This window comes from Sphaerisporangium fuscum, from assembly GCF_018531465.1.
Classification (GTDB): domain Bacteria; phylum Actinomycetota; class Actinomycetes; order Streptosporangiales; family Streptosporangiaceae; genus Sphaerisporangium; species Sphaerisporangium fuscum.
On sequence record NZ_JAHDTF010000038.1, the window covers coordinates 13,016 to 30,900 of the forward strand.

A 17,885-nucleotide genomic window follows, 5' to 3' on the forward strand; every position below is an offset into this window, starting at 1 on the left:
TCACGGGACGAGCTTCACCTCCGGGTACTCCTTGCTGGGGGCGTCGAACAGGTGGGTGCGGCGTCCCCGAAGGTGGAGGTCGAAGAACGCGGTGACGTACGCGCGCTGGGCGGCGATCGAGCGCTTCGGGTCGATGGTCCCGATGAATTCGGTGGCGGGCAAATCCTTCAGCTCGGCGGCGATCGGCGGGACCATGGCCTGGAGGTCGCAGAACGACAGGTGCTCGGTGCCGGTGAACCGGGCTTCCCGCTTCCAGCCGGTCGATCTCTCCCAGAACGACTTCCAGCCGTGGACGCCGTCCCGGGTCGAGCCGTTGCTCGCCATCTGCAGGAACGGCCTGGTCACGCCGGTGTCCGTGACCGATCCGTAGAGGCTGCCGTCCATGTTGATCCCCGCGTCGACGCGCCGGTCGTCGTGCAGGAGCTGGGCGGCGGTGGCCCCGCCGAAGGAGTGGCCGAACATCCCCACGCGGGAGAGATCCAGGGCGCCGCGCAGTCCGGACGGCAGCGTCCTGTGCTCGGCGTCGGGGTTCTGCCCCCGGTCGACGCGCCCCAGCTGGTCCAGCACGAACTCCATGTCGGCCGTGCGCGTGTCCAGCAGGACCTTGATGAGCTTGGCCCACTCCTTCTCGTCGGGGGACTGGGGGAGCCGGCCCTTTTCGAGCCGCCCGCCCGGGAACTCGACCTGGTCAGGCTGGTAGGTGTGGTCGACGGTGACGACCAGGTAGCCGCGGCTCGCCAGTTCCTCCACCAGGACGGTGCCGAGCGCGCGCGGCCCGTCGAGGCCGGGGGAGTACAGGACGACGGGGAGACCGCCCGCGGTGGCGGCCACGGGCGCGCCGACCCGGGCGTGGGTCATGGTCGCCGCCCAGTCCACCTGGCCGGGCTTGACCCCCAGGTCGGCGGCCGTGTCGGTGTCCACGTCGGCGGCGGCGAGCGGTGGCATCTGCGGTGCCAGGGGGAGGTCCGCCGCCTTTCGGGCGGGATACCACAGGCTCACCATGAGCTCCCGGTACGGCTGGGAGGGGCGCAGGGAGTCCGAGCGCGACCGGTCCACCAGGTGCAGGGCGACCGTCCCGATCCGGTGGCCCCCGGTCGGCGCCGGTAGCGAGATCTTGATGGCGTCCGCCGGCGCGCCGTCCGGTGCGGCCGTCGCCGGCGCGGCGGCGAGCGTCACGAAGGCGGCGGCGATCGCCGCCCCTGCGACGGCGGATCGGGTTCGCGGGGTCTTCGGTACTGCCACGGAGACATCTCCTCTTCAGGGGTGGGACCTGCCACCAGGAGCCTTCCAACGATCTTCCGGCCGCTCCTCCGGCGCGAGCAGGATCCGGGAGTCCCCCCGAGGTCTGACAGCGGGCGGTCGTCACCGGAGCGGGTGGTACGGCGGCTGCACCGGGAGTCGTACGGCCGCCGCCGTGTCGTGGGCGGCGAGAAGGTGGCAAGCCGTCGCATGGGCTGCGGATAGGCTTTGAGGGCGATGAATCTGGTAAACCTCGAATCGGTCTCCCATGCCTACGGGCCGAAGCCGCTGCTGTCCGAGGTGTCCCTCGGCATCGAGGCGGGCGACCGCGTCGGCGTCGTCGGGCGCAACGGCGACGGCAAGACGACGCTGATCTCCGTGATCGCGGGCACCGTCAAGCCCGACGGCGGCCGGGTGACCCACACCCGCGGGCTGCGCATCGGGTTCCTGTCCCAGCGCGACGACCTCGACCCCGCGCTCGCCGTCAGGCAGGTCGTGCTCGCCGATCGCGCCGAGCACGAGTGGGCGGGCGACCAGGCGATCCGCGAGATCCTGGCCAACCTCCTCGGCGACATCGACCTGTCGGCCAAGGTCGGCGAGCTGTCCGGAGGCGAGCGGCGCCGCACGGCCCTGGCCCGGCTGCTGATCGACGAGCACGACCTGGTCATCCTCGACGAGCCGACCAACCACCTCGACATCGAGGCGATCGCCTGGCTGGCGGGCCACCTGTCCGGCCGCAGGTCCGCCCTGCTCGTCGTCACCCACGACCGCTGGTTCCTCGACGCGGTGTCCACGCGCACCTGGGAGGTCGTCGACGGCACCGTCCAGCGTTACGAAGGCGGGTACGCCGCGTACGTCCTGGCCAAGGCCGAGCGGGCGCGCATCGCCCAGGCCGCCGAGGAGCGCCGCCAGAACCTCATGCGCAAGGAGATCGCCTGGCTGCGCCGCGGCCCGCCCGCGCGCACGTCCAAGCCGAAGTTCCGTATCGAGGCGGCCCAGGCGTTGATCGCCAACGAGCCGCCGGCGCGCAACACGGTCGAGCTGCTCAACTTCGCCTCCGCGCGGCTGGGCAAGACCGTCTACGACCTGGACGACGTCACGCTGCACGCGGGCGGCCCCGCGGAGGGGCCGCTCGTGCTGGAGCGCTGCACCTGGCAGTTCGGTCCGGGCGACCGCATCGGGCTGATCGGGGTGAACGGGTCGGGCAAGTCGTCGGTGCTGCGGCTGCTGGCGGGCTCGATCGCGCCCGACTCCGGCAAGGTCGTGCGCGGCAAGACGGTGCGGCTGGCCCACCTGTCGCAGGAGCTCGGCGAGCTCGACCCGAGCCGGCGCGTGCTGGAGACCGTCGAAGAGGTCCGCAAGTTCGTGCAGGTCGGCAAGCGCGAGTGGACGGCGTCGCAGCTGCTGGAGCGGCTCGGGTTCCGCGGCGAGGCCCAGTGGAAGGTCGTCGGTGACCTGTCGGGCGGCGAGCGGCGCCGGCTGCAGCTGCTGCGGCTGCTCATGGACGACCCCAATGTCCTGCTGCTCGACGAGCCCACCAACGACCTCGACATCGAGACGCTGAACGAGCTGGAAGACCTGCTGGACGCCTGGCCGGGCACTCTGGTGCTGGTCAGTCACGACCGCTACTTCCTGGAGCGCGTGACCGACCGCTGTGTGGCGCTGCTCGGTGACGGCCGTCTGTCGCTGCTGCCGGGTGGCGTCGACGAGTACCTCGAACGCCGTTCGTCCGGCACGGCCCTGACCGCGCGGGCGGGCTCGGCGCCGACCGGCACCGAGGCGACGGGCGAGGCGCCCGCCGCCGCTGCCGCGCCCGCCGGGCTGTCGGCGAAGGAGCTGCGCGAGGCGCAGAAGGAGCTGTCCCGCCTCGAACGGCAGCTCGACAAGATCGCCGGTCGTGAGGAGACGCTGCACGCCGCCATGGCGGACGCGGCGGCCGACTACGGCAAGCTGGCCTCTCTCGACGCCGAGCTCAAGGATCTCCAGGCGCAGAAGGAATCCATCGAGCTCGAGTGGATGGAGCTGGCCGAGAAGCTCGCCGAGTAGCCCGGCCGGTTACCCGCGCGCATATTCGCGCTGGTTGGGCTATGGTCGCCTCATGGCGTACTCGGGGCGGGCCGCGCATCGGCCCACCGCCGTCTCGACGGTGGTGGGCCTGCTGCTGTTCGCCCTGGTGCTGATCGCCTCGGCCCCGGCCTGGTACGGCAGCGATCCCGCTCAGCGCTCGGTCAGCGTGGCCAGCGAGCTGTGGGCGCCGGGGGCATGGGTCGAGGAGTCCTCGACCATGCCGTCCACGTCGGCCGGAACGACCGCACATCTGCCGGGGCGGGTCCCCCTCGCCTCCGCGCCCGCCGTCGACCGGGCGGACGAAGGGTCGGTGCCGCGGACGTCGTGGCGCGACCCGAACGCCGATTTCTCTCCGCAGGAGTCGGCTCACCGGCCCGCCGACTCGCGTAGCCCGCCTCTGGCCTAGCCACGCTCGTCGCGGGTGGCCCCTGTCGGACGGCCACAGGTCGTGGTGCCGCGGCTGTCGCGGCATCTCCCTTCCGCGGGCCCTGTGGGGACCCGTTCGCTGACGAGCCTCCATCTTCCCTTTCCTGACGGGTCCGGGCCCGGAGGCGACCGTGCCTCCCGCCCTCCCTTCCAGGCGAAAGCCAAGGCTAGGAGTCGATGTCGTCATGGCGGACATCAGATCAGTGCACACACTCATGCAGGAGTACCAGCGGCATGCCGCCCAGCTCGAACGGTTGCGGGCGTTGCTGGAGGACCGGCTCGAAACGGCCGAAGCCGAGCTGGCTCGGCTCGACGAGCGACTCGCCGGGTCCGACACCGTTTCACGGCAGGCGCTCAAGCAGCGCGCGAGGCACGCGCACGTGACCATCGCGAAGATCCGGGCGGCGATCGTCCGCCTGGACCGCGGCGTCTACGGAACCTGCCGGCGGTGCGGGGTGTTCATCCCGCTCGACCAGCTCGCCAAGGCCCCGCACGTCCTGGAGTGCGACGCCTGCCGGCAGGCCCACCTGGAGCAGGTGGCCGTATGAACCACGACCAGGACATCTGGCTCAGCAGCGTGCAGGTGCAGGCCATCCGCGAGGAACTGCAGGAGCAACTGCTGTGGCGGACCAGCCAGCTGGACAATCTGAAGGCCTCGGTGGACGGGGCGGGCGGCGAGGGGCTGTCATGGCAGGACCTCCTCGCCGACATCACCGCGACCGACCGGGCCATCGCCGAGATCACCCAGGGCCTGGACAACCTGGCCCGAGGTGACTACGGCGTGTGCACCGGCTGCGGCTCGCGCATCCCGTTCGAGAGGTTGAAGGTGCGGCCGCTGACCCGCAACTGCGTCGCCTGCCAGCGCCGCCACGAGATGGGCTGACGCCCTCGGATCACTTCCGGCTGCTGCTCAGCACGTCGAGCAGCAGCCGTCCGAACTCCTCCGGGTGGTCGGTGCTTCCGCTGTGGCCGCCCGGGAACTCGGTCAGCTCGATTCCGAGGCGGTCCGCGAGCGCCGCGGCCGGACGGTACGGCAGGTGCCCCCGCGTCTGGCGTCCGGCCGCCAGGACCACGCGGTCGGAGACGGCCGCGAGCGCGTCCACGTCCGGGACGTGCGAGGTGAACTGCCGCAGCTCGTGCTCCATGAACACCGGGAAGTTGGCGCCGAGCCGGGTGATCATCTCGGCGGCGCGCGGCGGCAGGGTGGCCGGGTCCGGCAGCGGCTTCATGGTGCCGCCGATGCCGGCCAGGAAGTGCGCCCCGGCGGCCTCGAGGCCCCTGGTGTGGAAAATCTCGTACACCTCCTCGAAGAACCCCTGCTCGGCCTCCGGCAGCAGCTTCGCGTACGGCGGTTCGTGGGCGACCACCAGGCGCGGCGTCTCGGGGTGCCGCGCGAGCAGGTCGAGGGCGACGATCGCGCCGTCGCTGCCGCCGAAGACGTAGGCGTCCTCTCCGGAGGGCGTGAGGTGGTCGAGCAGGAGGTAGGCGTCCTCGCTCTGCGTCTCGACCCGCTGGTCGGCGGGTTCGGACGGGTCGAGCCGGCTGCGGGAGTACCCCCGCGGGTCCACGGTGACCACCGTGAAGCGCTCGGCGAGCACGTCGCCGAGCGCGTCGTACACGGCGGCGTCGCCACCTCCTCCGGGCAACATCAGCAGCACCGGGCCACCACCACGTACCTCGTAGTAGATGCTCGCCCCCGGCACCCGCAGAGTATCGCTTCGCACGCGACTCACACTTTCCATGTCTCAGGTCACCTAGGACTCCTAGGCGTAAACCTAATATACCTAGGTTTCGCGGGCATGGGCGAGCCGCTTTCCGGGTCCGTGCGACGGCCCGGAGGGATCAGGAGCCGTTCTCGCCCGAGTCGAAGGGGGCGAGGATGGTGCGCAGGAGGGTGGCGAGGGTCTGCTGGTCGGCGGGGGCGAGGCCGGCGAGGAGCTCGTGTTCGCGTCTGAGCAGGTCGGCGAAGGCCTCGTCGACGCGCTCGCGGCCGAGGTCGGTGAGCGAGACGAGCACGCCGCGCCGATCCTCGGGGTCGGGGCGCCGCCGTACGAGCCGGGCGGCGGCCAGCCGGTCGATGCGGTTGGTCATGGTGCCGGAGGTGACGAGCGTGGCGCGCAGCAGGGCGCCGGGGCTCAGCTCGTACGGCTCACCGGCGCGCCGGAGCGTGGTGAGGACGTCGAACTCCCACGGCTCCAGGCCGTGCTCGGCGAAGGACGCCCGACGGGCGCGGTCGAGGTGCTTGGCCAGGCGGGACACCCGGCTGAGCACGTGGAGGGGTGACACGTCGAGGTCGGGACGCTCGCGCCGCCAGGACGTGACGAGCTCGTCCACCTCGTCACGCAGGGTGTCGTCCCCGGTCACATCTCGTCGCCGCGCCGTCATGTGGCCGAGTCTATCTCTCTTGACATCGAGACACCTGTGTCGCTTAGATTTATCTTGATGTCAAGAGATATTTGGGATCCGGCGGTCTACGGCCGGTACGCCGACGAGCGTGCCCGCCCGTTCTTCGAGCTGACCGCCCGCATCCACGCCGCACACCCCACCTACGTCGTCGACCTCGGCTGCGGGACGGGCGAGCTGACCGCCGAGCTGAGCCGCCGCTGGCCCGGCGCCGCCGTCCACGGCGTCGACTCCTCGCCCGCCATGATCGACAAGGCCCCCGAGGGTCCCACCTTCAGCGTCGGCGACATCCGCTCGTGGCGTCCCGGGCGGCCGGTCGACGTGATCGTCTCCAACGCGGCCCTGCACTGGGTGCCCGAGCATCGTGAGCTGCTGCCGCGCTGGATCGCCGAGCTCAACCCCGGGGGATGGCTCGCCTTCCAGGTGCCCGGCAACCACGGCGCGCCGAGCCATGCCCTGGTCAGGGAGCTGTGCCTTTCGGAGGCGTGGAAGGACGAGCTCGCCGGCCTGGTGGGCCCCGAGCCCGTCGACCGCCCCGAGGGGTATCTCGACCTGCTCGCCGGGCTCGGGTGCGAGGTCGACGCCTGGGAGACCACCTACGTCCACGTGCTGCACGGTGAGGACGCCGTCCTGAACTGGATCCGGGGCACCGCGCTGCGGCCGATGCTCGACCGCCTGGACCCGGGCAGGCGTGAGACGTTCCTGGCCGACTGTGCGCGGCTGCTCGACCGGGCCTATCCGCGCAGGTCCTACGGTACGGCGTTCCCGTTCCGCCGCGTCTTCGTCGTCGCGCGGAAGCCGGAGGAAGAGGGGGCCGGGTGATCGTCGGACTGCACCACGTACAGCTCGCCGCCCCGGCGGGCAGCGAGCCGCGGCTGCGCGCGTTCTACGTGGGCGTCCTCGGGCTGGCCGAGGTGCCCAAACCGCCCGATCTGGCCCGGCGGGGCGGGGTGTGGTTCCGCGGGCCGGGTGTCGAACTGCACCTCGGCGTCGAGGAGGACTTCCGGCCCGCCCGCAAGGCGCATCCCGGGCTGCTGGTCGCCGACCTGCCCGCGCTGGTGGCCCGGCTCGCCGAGGCCGGGATCGAGGCGCGTCCGGACGCCCTGCTGCCCGGCTTCAATCGTTGTTACGTGGACGACCCGGTGGGCAATCGGATCGAGCTTCTGGAGCCCGAGTAGAACCGGATCAGAGCGGTATAAGTCTCCCCTGGCCAGCGACTATTAGCGTTAAATGACGACATAAGTGTTCAAAGCGGGCGGCAGGGGAGCGGGGATGGCCATCGAGATCGAGGACAAGTTCGACGTCCCACCGGATTTCACGATTCCTGATCTCGCTACCGTGCCCGGCTGCGCGGAAGCGGTCGAACTGGTGAGCCATCGCCTGGTCGCGGTGTACTTCGACACCGCCGACCTGCGCCTCGCCGCCCGGGGGATCACCCTGCGACGCCGGCGCGGAGGCGAGGACGCCGGGTGGCACCTGAAGCTTCCCAAGGCCAAGGGGGTGCGCAACGAGATAACCCACCCGCTGACCCGCAGCGCGAAGATCGTGCCCCGCGAGCTCGCCGAACTCGTCCGGGCCCAGACCCGGGGCGAGCCGCTCGTGCCCGTCGCCGAGCTCGAGACCGTGCGCAAGGTGACCAGCCTGCGCGACCCCGAGGGACGGCAACTGCTGGAGGTCGCCGACGACAACGTCAAGGGCACGGTGTTCGGCGAGGAACGGCACGTCGAGCGCTGGCGGGAGGTCGAGGCCGAGCTGACCGGCGGGGACCCCAAGCTGCTCAGACGCGTCGGCAAGGCGTTGCGCAAGGCCGGCGCCACCCCCGCCGGCTCCCAGAGCAAGCTCACCCGCCTGCTCGGCGACCGTATCCCCGGCACCCCGCGCGTCGAGGCCGAGGAGGGCACGGCGGGGCGGGTCGTGCTCGACTACCTCAGGTCGCAGGTGGAGGCGCTGACCGCCCAGGACCCCCAGGTAAGGCAGGCGGAGGAGGACGCCGTCCACAAGATGCGCGTCGCGAGCCGGCGGCTGCGCAGCGCGCTGAAGTCCTTCTCCGGCGTCGTCGCGGAGACCTCCGCGCTGCAGGACGAGCTGAAGTGGATCGCCAACGTGCTGGGCGAGGTGCGTGACCTGGAGGTCATCCGCGAGCGCTTCGCCGGGCTCCTCGACGGGCTCGACGCTGAGCTGATCTCAGGGCCGGTGCGGACGCGACTCGGCGACGACCTGGCCGGGCGCGAGCGGGAGGCGTACGGGCGCGCGAGGCAGGCCATGAGCGGCGAGCGCTACTACGCCCTGCTCGACCGGCTCGACACGCTGCTGGTCAGCCCTCCGCTGACCCCGCTCGCCGCCAAGAAGGCCGACAAGGTGCTCAGGCCGGTGGCCGACAAGAGCTGGGATCGCGTGGTCAAGGCGTACGACCGAGCCCAGGCCATCGAGGACACCGAGCAGCGCGAGATCGCCATGCACGACGTCCGCAAGGCGGCCAAGCGGGCGCGCTACACCGCCGAGGCCCTCGAATCCCTGCTGCCGGAGTTGTCCTCCGAGGTGGCCACGCGCGCCAAGGCCGTGCAGGAGGTCCTGGGCCTGTACCAGGACGGCGTCGTCGCCCAGCAGATCCTCCTGGAGGAGGCCGGCAGGGCCCGGGACGCCGGAGAGGACACCTTCACCTACGGCGTCCTGATCGGCATAGAACACACCACCGCCACCCGAGCCCACGAAGATTTCCCCGACGTCTGGTCCAAGGTCACCAAGAACACCTGACGTCCCCCTTCTGTGCGCGGTCTCTACGCCACAGCTTGGCCGGTCGCAGCCTCACTACACCGGCCCTGCGGCTCCGATTTCGGCGCCGGGTCGGCGGGAGGGGGTGCGGCGGAGTCGGCGCCGTACGGCGGGGAGTGGGAGGGGCCGGCGGCGTGGTGGCGTGAAATGTGGGGGCCGGTCCGGTGATCTTGGAGATATGAGACTCACCGGTGCACGGGTGCTGATCACCGGCGCGTCCTCCGGCGTGGGGGCGGCGACCGCGCGGCTCATGGCCGGGACGGGCGCCCGGTTGCTGCTGGCGGGACGCGACCGGGCGCGGCTGGAGGCGGTCGCCGCCGAGGCCGGCGGGCAGCCCCTGGTCGCCGACCTCACCACCGATGTCGCGGCCCTCGCCGAGCGCGCCGGCCACGTCGACGTACTGGTCAACAACGCCGGCGCCGGATGGGCGGGCCCCTTCCAGAGGATGCCGGCGACCGCGGTGGACGCGCTGGTGGACGTCAACCTGGCCGCCCCGATCCGGCTGACCCGCCTCCTCCTGCCCGCGATGGTCGAGGCCGGCCGGGGGCACGTGGCCTTCGTCGCCTCGATCGCCGGGGCCATCGGAGTCGGGCACGAGGCGGTGTACTCCGCCACCAAGGCGGGGCTGCTCGTCTTCGCCGAGGCCCTGCGCGACGAGCTGCGCCCGATACCGTCACGTGGAGGTGTCGGCGTGTCGGTCGTGCTTCCCGGCGTGGTCGACACGCCCTTCTTCGAACGGCGCGGCACACCGTACGGCCGCCGCCGCCCCGTTCCGATCCCGCCGCAGCGGGTGGCACGGGCTATCGTGGCGGCGATCGAGCACGACCGGCCCGAGACGTACGTGCCGGCCTGGCTGCGCCTGCCGGCCCGCCTGCGCGGCGCCGCGCCGGGGCCGTTCCGGCGGCTGGCGACCGCCTTGGGCGGCGCCCGCGGCTCCTGAGGCGGCCGGATCACGGCGACCCGCGGCTCCTGACGCGGCCGGATCACGCTGACCAGCGGCTCCTGACGCGGCCGGATCATGGTGATCCGTGGCTGACGCGGCCGGGACCACGGCGATCCGCGGCTCGGGACGCCCCTGAGCCCGAGGTTGCCGACCGTGGCACCGGGTATCGGCCGGGTATGGGGGCATGGGGCAAGAGGGACGACATGCTGGTGCACGAGTGGGAGCCGTTCAACGCCGAATCCCCTCGTCACGCGCTCGCCGGACGGCTGACCACCGGCGTGGAGAGCTTCTACAGCCGTAACCACGGCCCGATCCCGCACATCGACCCCGACGCCTGGCGGCTTCGGGTGGACGGCCTGGTGGACCGGCCTCTGACGCTGTCGCTGGGCGAGTTGCGGGAGCGGTTCGCGGCGCGGGAGATCATGGCGACCCTGCAGTGCGCCGGCAACCGCAGGCAGGGACTGATCGAGGTCCGGGACATCCCCGGGGAGGACCCCTGGGGGCCGGGCGCCACCTCCACCGCCCTGTGGACGGGCGTACCTCTGGCGGATGTGCTCGCCGCGGCGGGCCTGCGAGCCGGTGCCGAGCATGTCGCCTTCTCGGCGCCCGACGTCTCACTGCTCGCGGACCCTCCCCAGCCCTACGGCGGGTCGATCCCACTGACCAAGGCGATCTCCGGTGAGGTTCTGCTGGCCTGGGGGATGAACGGCAGGCCGCTGCCCCAGGCGCACGGAGCCCCGCTGCGGGTCGTCGTCCCGGGCTGGATCGGCGCGCGGAGCGTGAAGTGGCTGCGAGAGATCACCGTGCAGGCCGAGCCGTCCGCGAACTACTTCCAGGCCACCGCCTATCGCCTGGTACCCCCGGAAGCGCAGGCCGGTCCGGGGGTGGGTGTCTCCCTCGGCCCCGTCGCCCTCAACTGCGACATCCTCCGCCCCGACGGCACCGCCCCCGTACCGCCGGGCCCGACGGAGGTCACCGGCTACGCGTACGCCGGTGACGACCGCAGTGTGGTGCGGGTGGACGTCTCGCTGGACGGCGGCCGCACCTGGGAGCAGGCCGAGCTCGACGCCCCCGTGAGCCCCTGGTCATGGCAGCACTGGCGCCTCACGGTCGATCTACCGCCCGGTGAGACGGTGCTCACCGCGCGGGCCTGGGATTCCACGGCCGCGACCCAGCCCGAGTCTCCCGCCTCGGTGTGGAATCCCAAGGGGTACGTCAACAATTCCTGGGCCCGTCTCCACGTCACCGCGACGCCCTGACCGACAATGGGCCTCGCTTCGCTCGGACTGTGTTTTCTCAGGAGCTTCACTCCCGTACCTAAGCTCACAGCCCCATGAGATGGCACTACCAGAAGTCGCTTGTGGGGGCATCCGAGGGGCGGTCGTGGCTGATCGAGGAGAGAGACGCCCCAGAGGGTCGCCGATTCGCGGTAGACGCGCGTTTCCAGCTCGCCATGGCAAAAAGAAAGCCTCGCATCGTAGCCTGAAGCCGTCGACTCTTCAAAAGAGGGCAGGGCTGTATGAACGGCGGTACCATGCCGGTGAATTTCGGCGACCGAGTCAGGTTTTTCCGGAAGCGAGCCGGAATGACCCGCGAAGTGCTTGCTGGGCAAATCGGCAAATCCGCGTCCTGGCTCAAAGCCGTCGAACAAGGACGTCTACAGCAGCAGCCACGGCTGCCCATTCTTCTGCAGCTCGCTGAGGCCCTGCGCATCCGGAACCTAGCCGATCTGACCGGCGACCAGTCCATGCCGGTTCGGATGTTCACTGGGCCGGGGCACCCAGCCCTTGATGCTGTACGTCGTGCCATCAACGACTTGCCGCTGACCCCTCAGGGCACCGTGCAGCCCCTCACGCACCTTCGCGCACGTCTGGACGCTGCTTGGCGCGCCCGGCACGCCTCCCCGGACCACCGTACGACCCTCGGCGCCCTCTTGCCCGATCTCGTTCGCGACACCCAGCTCGCCGCGGCCATGTACCGAGACGCGAGCCGGCGCCTGGCGCTCGCCCTACTCGCCGAGGTGTACGGGCTGACGCAGATGTTCGTCGCCTACCAACCCGCGGCCGACCTGCTGTGGCGGGTCGCCGAGCGCGGCATGCTCGCCGCCCAGGAGTCGGAAGACCCGCTCGCATTGTCGTGCGCGGTGTGGTTCCTGGCCCAAGCCCATCGTGACGCCGGTGACTTCGATGCGGCCCAGGAGATCAATGAGCAAGGACTGCGAGTAATCGAGTCACAGCTCGATGCCGAGGGGATCGACCTTCTGGCGATGCGCGGTGCCCTGCGCTTCGAGCTGGCGTTCACCGCGGCCCGGGTCGGCAAGTCCGGGGACGCCTGGCGGCACTGGGAGGAGGCCAGGCGTGTGGCTGAGCGACTACCAGCGGACTACTACCAACCGTGGACGTCTTTCTCGCGGGTGGTGATGGCCGCGCATGCTGTCACGGTGGCTGTTGAACTCCATCAGGGCGGCGAGTCCGCCCGTCAGGCGGCATGGGCGATCAATGCGGCGATCCCCTCACGGCCGCGCCGAGGACGTCACCTCATCGAGGTCGCACGGGCGCATCATCTGCAGCGCGACGAGGCGGCGGTCATCAAGACCCTGGACCTGGCCCATGCGACGGCTCCAGAGACAATCCGGTACAACGGGTACGCGCGGCGCATGACGGTGGAGATCGCCGAGACCGGCCCTGCTCATTTGCGATTTCGGGCCCGTAGCCTCGCGAACGAAATAGGGCTTGTGGTCCAGCCGTAACGAGGGGACACATTCCGTGTCTCCACGTCAGAGCAGGTAGACCTACGGTCGCTCGCATGGCTCACGTGACGTAACCCTAACGTCACATAAACGGGCTCACCGAGGCGGTGCAACGCATCGGCGATCCCTCGATCGGACGACGGAGGTCCGACCCATGCGAAAGCCTAGAGTTGCCCGCCCCCGAGGAAGACATCGGCTGGGCGTACAGCCTGCCCCTAGTCCGTCGCGACAGTGGGATCATGCAAAGAAGGCCGCCGCCGCCCAGCTCGATCAGCTGGAACCAGGATGGCTGATCCTCTATGGCACCCACAGTCGCCGGTTCGTAGCCATGGCGAGCTGGGTCACCAGAGGCCCCGTAAGGGTGGAGGCCTCCACGATTGGGGAGCTGTGCGACCTCATGCGCGAGGCCGAGCTTGAGGAGATGGCAGTCGCGCTTCTTGTGAGGGCCGCATGACCGGTCCGGATGAGCACGGGCCAGGGGCCATCGAGCGCGCCGATGAGGACGGAGTGCTGTGGACATGGGCGGCTGACGACTTCGCCGGCCGCGGCGTGCTCGGTGTGACGACTACCAGGCTGCGCGCGCGTCTGGCGCTCCTGGAGGCACTGGGCACCATGCCGGAGCGCGGCCACGGGACGATCCGCCCTGCCGAGCTGGACATCTACGCACACCCTTATCCGTGCTATCGGTACGGCCCCGTCGTGATGCACGCGCGCCGAGACCGGAACAGTGGGGTCATCGTCATCGCAGAAGGTACATGCCCTTGACCTGGAACAACCAAGTCACTCGGACCTGCGGAGACGTACAGCGTCACGCCCCATTGCTCTGTGGCGGTCGAAAGCTTCGCCCGGCGAAGCCAACCCAGCGGATCGGGCAAAGCTTGAGGCGGGCGGAAGCTCTGAATAAAGCAGTCCGAGCGGAGCGAGGCCCTTATTCGCCGTCGCGGCAGGTCATGCCTTCAGCGGGATCGCCGAGGCCCGACCAGTTCTCCCGGGTCGAATGCGACTGTGAACGGCTCTTCCAGGGCCAGGACACTCCCAGGCCGAGCCTCGGCCACCAGGCCGTACTTCCCGTCCTGCTCGATGAACGCCTCCACCAGCGGCATGGCGCCATCGCCGTGCAGCTCGACCCGCATGAACACCGGCACCCCGGCCTCGGCATAGGAAGGGGGCTTGACGACATAGTCGCGCTTCCGGTTGCCGGGGCTGACGATCTCGACCGCCATCAGCACGTCGTCGGAGTGCAGTACGACCGCCCCGGCCACTATCGGCTCCGCTCGGCCGACCACGATGCCGGGGATGAACCCCTCCTCGCCCACTTGAACGTTCGGCCCTTCGACGACCTCGACATCCTGGGGTGCGGCCTGGAGAAGGATCCGAACCAACCGTTGCGCACACAGCGCGTGATCGGTCGCGGGGGCCGGACTCACTACGAAACTCCCGTCGATGAGCTCGATGCGCTCCTCGGTCTGCGGGAGCGCCAGCCAGTCCTCGACGGTGTAAGGCCCGGGGTGTTCCGGAAGCAACACCAGGTGAGCCCGCGCAGCCTGCGGGGCAGGCCATCCCTCGTGGGGAAGCGCGCTCATCGGGTCTCCTTCCACACCGAACAGTCTGCACCGCCTGCGGGGGACAGGCCAGTCAGTACGGATCCACGCTAGTGCAATGACAACAAGTGTTCAGGTCAATACAGAAAGTTTCGACAGGCGAAGCTCTCTCTCATGCTCTGAACGGCCCCAGGAGCCGCGAGGTGGCCGCGGTGTCGGTGGTGGGCTGGTTCAACGGGGCGCATGGAGAGCGGGGCAAGACGCTTTTCACTGGTTGCGGAGGGCGCGTAGGGACTCCTTGAGCGAGGTGAAGGTGGCGAAGACGGCGGTGGGCTCGTAGCCGCAGTGGGCCATGCAGTTGGCGCAGCGCGGGTCGCGGCCCCGGCCGTAGGTCTCCCAGTCGGTCTGCTCGACCAGCTCCCGGTACGTCCGGGCGTACCCGTCGGCCATGAGGTAGCACGGCCGCTGCCAGCCGAACAGGGAGTACGACGGGATCGCCCACGCCGTGCACGGGAAGTCGATCTTCCCTTCGAGGAAGTCGAGGAAGAGGGGGGAGTGGTTGAACCGCCACCGGCGCCGGCCGCCGCCCGCGAAGGCCTGGCGGAACAGCTCCCGTATCTCCCGCACCCCGGGGAAGTGGTCCTGGTCGGGGGCCTTCTCGTACGCGTACGCCGGGGAGATCATCATCTGGTCGACGCCCAGGTCGTCGTTGAGGTAGTCGAGCACCTCCACCACGGTGCGGGGCGTGTCGGTGGAGAAGAACGTCGTGTTGGAGGTGACCCGGAAGCCGCGCCGCAGGCACTCGCGCACGGCGGCGACCGCCTCGTCGAACACCCCTTCCTTGCACACCGACGCGTCGTGGCGTTCGCGCAGGCCGTCGATGTGGACCGTCCAGGCGAAGTACCGCGACGGCCGGAACTGGTCGATCTTCTTCGGGATCAGCAGCGCGTTGGTGCACAGGTAGACGTACTTCCTGCGGGCGACGAGCTCGCGGACGATGTCGGCGATCTGCGGGTGCATGAGCGGCTCCCCGCCCGCTATCGACACCATAGGCGCGCCGCTCTCCTCGATCGCCGCCACGGCCTGCTCCACCGGCATGCGCCGCTTGAGGACGTCGGCAGGGTGCTGGATCTTGCCGCAGCCCGCGCACTTGAGGTTGCAGGCGAACAGCGGCTCCAGCTCGACCAGCAGCGGGAACTTCTCGCGCCTCCGCAGCTTCTGGCCGAGGATGTAGCCGCCCACGCGTACGCTCTGGCGGATCGGGATGCTCATCGTCCCACCTCCTCGGGAACGAGGCCGGAGGCGGCCCAGCGGATCAGGCCGGGGCCGAGGCGACGCAGGGCGCGGCCGGCCAGGCGGACGCCGCGCACGGTCGCCGGGGTCGGCAGCGGAGCCGCGGGAGTGTCGACGATCACCCGTACCGCCGCCAGGAGACGGCCCGAGGCGACGGCCGCGAGCGGCCCGGTCTCCATGTCGACGGCGTCGGCTCCCTCGCGGGCCAGCCGCCCGCGCTCGGCGCCCGTCACCACATGCCCGGAGGTCAACAGCACGCCGGTGCGGGCGGGCAGACCGGCACGCGACAGCAGTCCGGCGAGGGCCGCAGCGGACGGACAGGAGTACGCGAGGTCGCCGTACCGGATCTCGCTCGCCACCAGCACGTCCCCCGGCCGCAGACTCCCGTTCAGCGCGCCGCCGAAGCCGACCACGGCCAGGGCGCGGGACGGCGGCAGGGCGGCCGCCGTGCGGGCGGCGCGGCGCGGCCCGAACCCCGTGCGCATCACCTGCACCCCCGCGGAGCAGGCCGGAAGACCGCGCCGTACGGCCCGGGACTCGATGCCGAGCCCGGTGCAGATGAGCAGGGGGATCACGGGGTCCCCCCGAGCGCGCGCAGATGACGTCCGAGGGCGCTGATCGGGAAGACCAGCCGGTAGAGGTGGTAGTTGATGTAGAAGTCGCCCGGGAAGCCGGTCCCGGTGAAGTAGGGCTCGTCCCAGGTGCCGTCCGGGCGCTGGTGCTCGACCAGCCACCGCACGCCCTTGTGGACGGCGGCCGAGCGTTCCTCCCGCGCTGCCAGCAGGGCGAGCAGCGCCCACGCGGTCTGCGAGGCGGTGGAGGCTCCGCGCCCGATCCACGACGGGTCGGTGTACGAACGCAGGTCCTCTCCCCAGCCGCCGTCGTCGTTCTGGTGGCCGCGCAGCCAGGCGACGGCCCGTCGCACGGCGCGGCTCTCCGGCCGTACGCCGGCCGCGACGAGGGCGGGGACGACGGCTCCCGTGCCGTACACGTGGTTGGCGCCCCACCGGCCGAACCACGACCCGTCGGGTTCCTGGGCCTTCAGCAGCCAGACGACGGCCCGCCGCACGGTCGCCGTCCCGGCGTGCCCTTCGTGGGCCAGGGCCTCGACGACGTGGGCGGTGACGTCGGCGGACGGCGGGTCGATCACCGCGCCGAAGTCGCAGAACGGCAGCTTGGTGCACAGCGTTCGGGTGTTGTCGGCGTCGAAGGCCGCGAACCCGCCGTCGCGGGACGCCATCCCGGCCATCCACCGTACGGCCCGGTCGATCGCGGGCCGTACGCCGGTGTGGCCCGTGCGGCGCAGCGCGATGATCACCTCGGCGGTGTCGTCGACGTCCGGGTAGCCGTCGTTGTCGAACTCGAACGCCCAGCCGCCCGGCGGCAGCCAGGGCCGTCGGACGGCCCAGTCGCCCGGCCCTCTGATCTCCTCGCTCAGCAGCCAGCCGGCGGCGCCGACGACGGCGGGGTGGTCGGCGGCGACGCCCGCGTCCAGCAGGGCGTTGACGGCCAGCGCCGTGTCCCACACCGGTGACTGGCAGGCCTCCAGCCTGCGGCCCTTCTCGTCGTGCACGGTGAACCTGTCGAGCCCCCGGATGCCCTTGCGCATGACGGGATGGCCGACGTGGTAGCCGGACAGGTTCAGCGCGATCAGCGAGTACACCCAGGGAGGCTGGATGCCGCCCCACGAGCCGTCGAGTTCCTGCCGCGCCACGACCCACTCGACGGCCCGCCGCAGCGCCGCCCGGCGCAGGCCCTTGACCGCATGCGGCTCGTAACGGTGCAGGACCCGGTCCAGCGCGGCGAACCCGGCCTCCCAGCCGGGCCTGGGCGGCCGCCGCGTCCGCCGTCCCGTCCGCAGCTCTGCCAGGTCGAACGGGAGCGGGCGCACCGGCCGGTGCGCGCTGACGACGGTGAGCGGGACGATCGTCTGCCGCGCCCAGCACGCCCAGTCGTAGACGTTGAGCGGGAACCACGGGGGCAGGAACACCAGCTCCGGCGGCAGGACGGGCAGGTCCTCCCACCGCCACTGCCCGAACAGCGCCAGCCAGATCCGGGTGAACACCCGCGCCGCCTCGACACCGCCCGCCTGCCGGACGAACGCGGCGGCGGCGAGCATGTGCGGGGCGTCGACGGGGTCCCCGGCGAGCCGCAGCGCCACGTACGCCTCGACGGTGGTTGACAGGTCGGGCGGGCCGCCGTGGAAGTTGGCCCAGGTGCCGTCGGGACGCTGCTCGGAGCGGATCCAGCGCGCCGCCTCGGCCGTCTCGTCCTCGTCCCGGATGCCGAGGAACTCGCGCAGCAGCAGGTCTTCGGCGTCCATGGTCACGTTGGTCTGCAGCTCGCCCTTCCACCAGCCCTCCGGCGACCGCAGGCCCATGAGGTGCTCGACCGCGGCGTCGAGTGCCCGCTGGGCGAGGCCGGTGGACGGGAGAACATCGGCTGTGGTCAT

Annotated in this window: 18 protein-coding genes; 11 read left to right on the forward strand and 7 right to left on the reverse strand. The window is 71.0% G+C overall.

Annotation, left to right across the window (positions count from 1 at the left end; all coding sequences use genetic code 11):
• Positions 1-1,242 (reverse strand): alpha/beta hydrolase family protein, encoded by a 1,242-nt coding sequence (locus KIK05_RS38565; RefSeq protein ID WP_214415828.1) that lies wholly within the window; start codon positions 1,240-1,242, stop codon positions 1-3.
• Positions 1,243-1,476: 234 nt separating this feature from the next.
• Between KIK05_RS38565 and KIK05_RS38570 the strand changes: the two genes are divergently transcribed.
• The 4 genes from KIK05_RS38570 (at position 1,477) to KIK05_RS38585 (ending at position 4,615) form a co-directional block, all read left to right on the forward strand.
• The gene (locus KIK05_RS38570; protein WP_214415829.1) at positions 1,477-3,285 is read left to right on the forward strand and encodes an ABC-F family ATP-binding cassette domain-containing protein; all 1,809 of its coding nucleotides are present in this window, start codon (positions 1,477-1,479) and stop codon (positions 3,283-3,285) included.
• A gap of 52 nt (positions 3,286-3,337) precedes the next feature.
• Entirely contained in the window at positions 3,338-3,712 is a 375-nt protein-coding gene (locus KIK05_RS38575; protein ID WP_214415830.1) for a hypothetical protein, read from the forward strand.
• A gap of 205 nt (positions 3,713-3,917) precedes the next feature.
• Positions 3,918-4,280, forward strand: coding sequence for a TraR/DksA family transcriptional regulator (locus KIK05_RS38580; protein WP_214415831.1), 363 nt, complete (start codon positions 3,918-3,920; stop codon positions 4,278-4,280).
• Positions 4,277-4,615 (forward strand): TraR/DksA family transcriptional regulator, encoded by a 339-nt coding sequence (locus KIK05_RS38585; RefSeq protein ID WP_214415832.1) that lies wholly within the window; start codon positions 4,277-4,279, stop codon positions 4,613-4,615. Before KIK05_RS38580 ends, KIK05_RS38585 begins: the two co-directional genes overlap by 4 nt.
• A gap of 10 nt (positions 4,616-4,625) precedes the next feature.
• On the opposite strand, the gene KIK05_RS38590 is transcribed toward KIK05_RS38585, so the two are convergent.
• Both KIK05_RS38590 and KIK05_RS38595 read right to left on the reverse strand, forming a co-directional pair.
• Entirely contained in the window at positions 4,626-5,456 is an 831-nt protein-coding gene (locus KIK05_RS38590) for an alpha/beta fold hydrolase (protein WP_214415833.1), read from the reverse strand.
• A 118-nt stretch (positions 5,457-5,574) separates the two neighbouring features.
• Positions 5,575-6,078: a MarR family winged helix-turn-helix transcriptional regulator gene (locus tag KIK05_RS38595; RefSeq protein ID WP_214415914.1), complete on the reverse strand. Its 504-nt coding sequence runs from the start codon at positions 6,076-6,078 to the stop codon at positions 5,575-5,577.
• Between the two features lie 96 nt (positions 6,079-6,174).
• On the opposite strand from KIK05_RS38595, the gene KIK05_RS38600 reads away from it, so the two are divergent.
• The 7 genes from KIK05_RS38600 to KIK05_RS38630 all read left to right on the forward strand — a co-directional run bounded on the left by KIK05_RS38600 (position 6,175) and on the right by KIK05_RS38630 (position 13,364).
• A complete protein-coding gene (locus tag KIK05_RS38600; protein WP_250564156.1) occupies positions 6,175-6,957 on the forward strand; it encodes a trans-aconitate 2-methyltransferase in 783 nt (260 codons plus the stop codon).
• Positions 6,954-7,313 carry a VOC family protein gene (locus tag KIK05_RS38605; RefSeq protein WP_214415834.1) on the forward strand — a complete coding sequence of 120 codons (360 nt, stop codon included), beginning with the start codon at positions 6,954-6,956 and terminating at the stop codon, positions 7,311-7,313. The genes KIK05_RS38600 and KIK05_RS38605 overlap by 4 nt, the downstream gene beginning before the upstream one ends.
• A 94-nt stretch (positions 7,314-7,407) precedes the next feature.
• A complete protein-coding gene (locus KIK05_RS38610) occupies positions 7,408-8,889 on the forward strand; it encodes a CYTH and CHAD domain-containing protein (protein WP_214415835.1) in 1,482 nt (493 codons plus the stop codon).
• 196 nt (positions 8,890-9,085) lie between these two features.
• The gene (locus KIK05_RS38615; RefSeq protein WP_214415836.1) at positions 9,086-9,847 is read left to right on the forward strand and encodes an SDR family NAD(P)-dependent oxidoreductase; all 762 of its coding nucleotides are present in this window, start codon (positions 9,086-9,088) and stop codon (positions 9,845-9,847) included.
• Between the two features lie 179 nt (positions 9,848-10,026).
• Positions 10,027-11,109: a sulfite oxidase gene (locus KIK05_RS38620; RefSeq protein WP_214415837.1), complete on the forward strand. Its 1,083-nt coding sequence runs from the start codon at positions 10,027-10,029 to the stop codon at positions 11,107-11,109.
• 260 nt (positions 11,110-11,369) lie between these two features.
• Positions 11,370-12,599 carry a helix-turn-helix domain-containing protein gene (locus tag KIK05_RS38625; RefSeq protein ID WP_214415838.1) on the forward strand — a complete coding sequence of 410 codons (1,230 nt, stop codon included), beginning with the start codon at positions 11,370-11,372 and terminating at the stop codon, positions 12,597-12,599.
• Between the two features lie 450 nt (positions 12,600-13,049).
• Positions 13,050-13,364: a hypothetical protein gene (locus KIK05_RS38630; protein ID WP_214415839.1), complete on the forward strand. Its 315-nt coding sequence runs from the start codon at positions 13,050-13,052 to the stop codon at positions 13,362-13,364.
• A gap of 191 nt (positions 13,365-13,555) precedes the next feature.
• On the opposite strand, the gene KIK05_RS38635 is transcribed toward KIK05_RS38630, so the two are convergent.
• The 4 genes from KIK05_RS38635 to shc form a co-directional block, all read right to left on the reverse strand.
• On the reverse strand, positions 13,556-14,182 hold the full coding sequence (locus KIK05_RS38635) for a Uma2 family endonuclease (protein WP_214415840.1): 627 nt from the start codon (positions 14,180-14,182) through the stop codon (positions 13,556-13,558).
• Positions 14,183-14,407: 225 nt separating this feature from the next.
• Positions 14,408-15,412, reverse strand: a complete 1,005-nt coding sequence (gene hpnH, locus KIK05_RS38640) for an adenosyl-hopene transferase HpnH (protein ID WP_214415841.1) — start codon at positions 15,410-15,412, stop codon at positions 14,408-14,410.
• Positions 15,409-16,008 carry a phosphorylase family protein gene (locus KIK05_RS38645; RefSeq protein ID WP_214415842.1) on the reverse strand — a complete coding sequence of 200 codons (600 nt, stop codon included), beginning with the start codon at positions 16,006-16,008 and terminating at the stop codon, positions 15,409-15,411. Before KIK05_RS38645 ends, hpnH begins: the two co-directional genes overlap by 4 nt.
• Complete coding sequence (shc, locus tag KIK05_RS38650; protein ID WP_214415843.1) at positions 16,005-17,885, reverse strand: squalene--hopene cyclase; 1,881 nt, start codon at positions 17,883-17,885, stop codon at positions 16,005-16,007. The genes KIK05_RS38645 and shc overlap by 4 nt, the downstream gene beginning before the upstream one ends.

What these genes read in the sequence shown, in the direction of transcription:
- KIK05_RS38570 (WP_214415829.1), top strand. Translation starts at nt 1,477, where the DNA reads ATGAATCTGGTAAACCTCGAATCGGTCTCCCATGCCTACGGGCCGAAG.
- KIK05_RS38575 (WP_214415830.1), top strand. Translation starts at nt 3,338, where the DNA reads ATGGCGTACTCGGGGCGGGCCGCGCATCGGCCCACCGCCGTCTCGACG.
- KIK05_RS38580 (WP_214415831.1), top strand. Translation starts at nt 3,918, where the DNA reads ATGGCGGACATCAGATCAGTGCACACACTCATGCAGGAGTACCAGCGG.
- KIK05_RS38585 (WP_214415832.1), top strand. Translation starts at nt 4,277, where the DNA reads ATGAACCACGACCAGGACATCTGGCTCAGCAGCGTGCAGGTGCAGGCC.
- KIK05_RS38600 (WP_250564156.1), top strand. Translation starts at nt 6,175, where the DNA reads ATGTCAAGAGATATTTGGGATCCGGCGGTCTACGGCCGGTACGCCGAC.
- KIK05_RS38610 (WP_214415835.1), top strand. Translation starts at nt 7,408, where the DNA reads ATGGCCATCGAGATCGAGGACAAGTTCGACGTCCCACCGGATTTCACG.
- KIK05_RS38615 (WP_214415836.1), top strand. Translation starts at nt 9,086, where the DNA reads ATGAGACTCACCGGTGCACGGGTGCTGATCACCGGCGCGTCCTCCGGC.
- KIK05_RS38620 (WP_214415837.1), top strand. Translation starts at nt 10,027, where the DNA reads ATGGGGGCATGGGGCAAGAGGGACGACATGCTGGTGCACGAGTGGGAG.
- KIK05_RS38625 (WP_214415838.1), top strand. Translation starts at nt 11,370, where the DNA reads ATGAACGGCGGTACCATGCCGGTGAATTTCGGCGACCGAGTCAGGTTT.
- KIK05_RS38630 (WP_214415839.1), top strand. Translation starts at nt 13,050, where the DNA reads ATGACCGGTCCGGATGAGCACGGGCCAGGGGCCATCGAGCGCGCCGAT.
- KIK05_RS38635 (WP_214415840.1), bottom strand. Translation starts at nt 14,182, where the DNA reads ATGAGCGCGCTTCCCCACGAGGGATGGCCTGCCCCGCAGGCTGCGCGG.
- hpnH (WP_214415841.1), bottom strand. Translation starts at nt 15,412, where the DNA reads ATGAGCATCCCGATCCGCCAGAGCGTACGCGTGGGCGGCTACATCCTC.
- shc (WP_214415843.1), bottom strand. Translation starts at nt 17,885, where the DNA reads ATGACCACAGCCGATGTTCTCCCGTCCACCGGCCTCGCCCAGCGGGCA.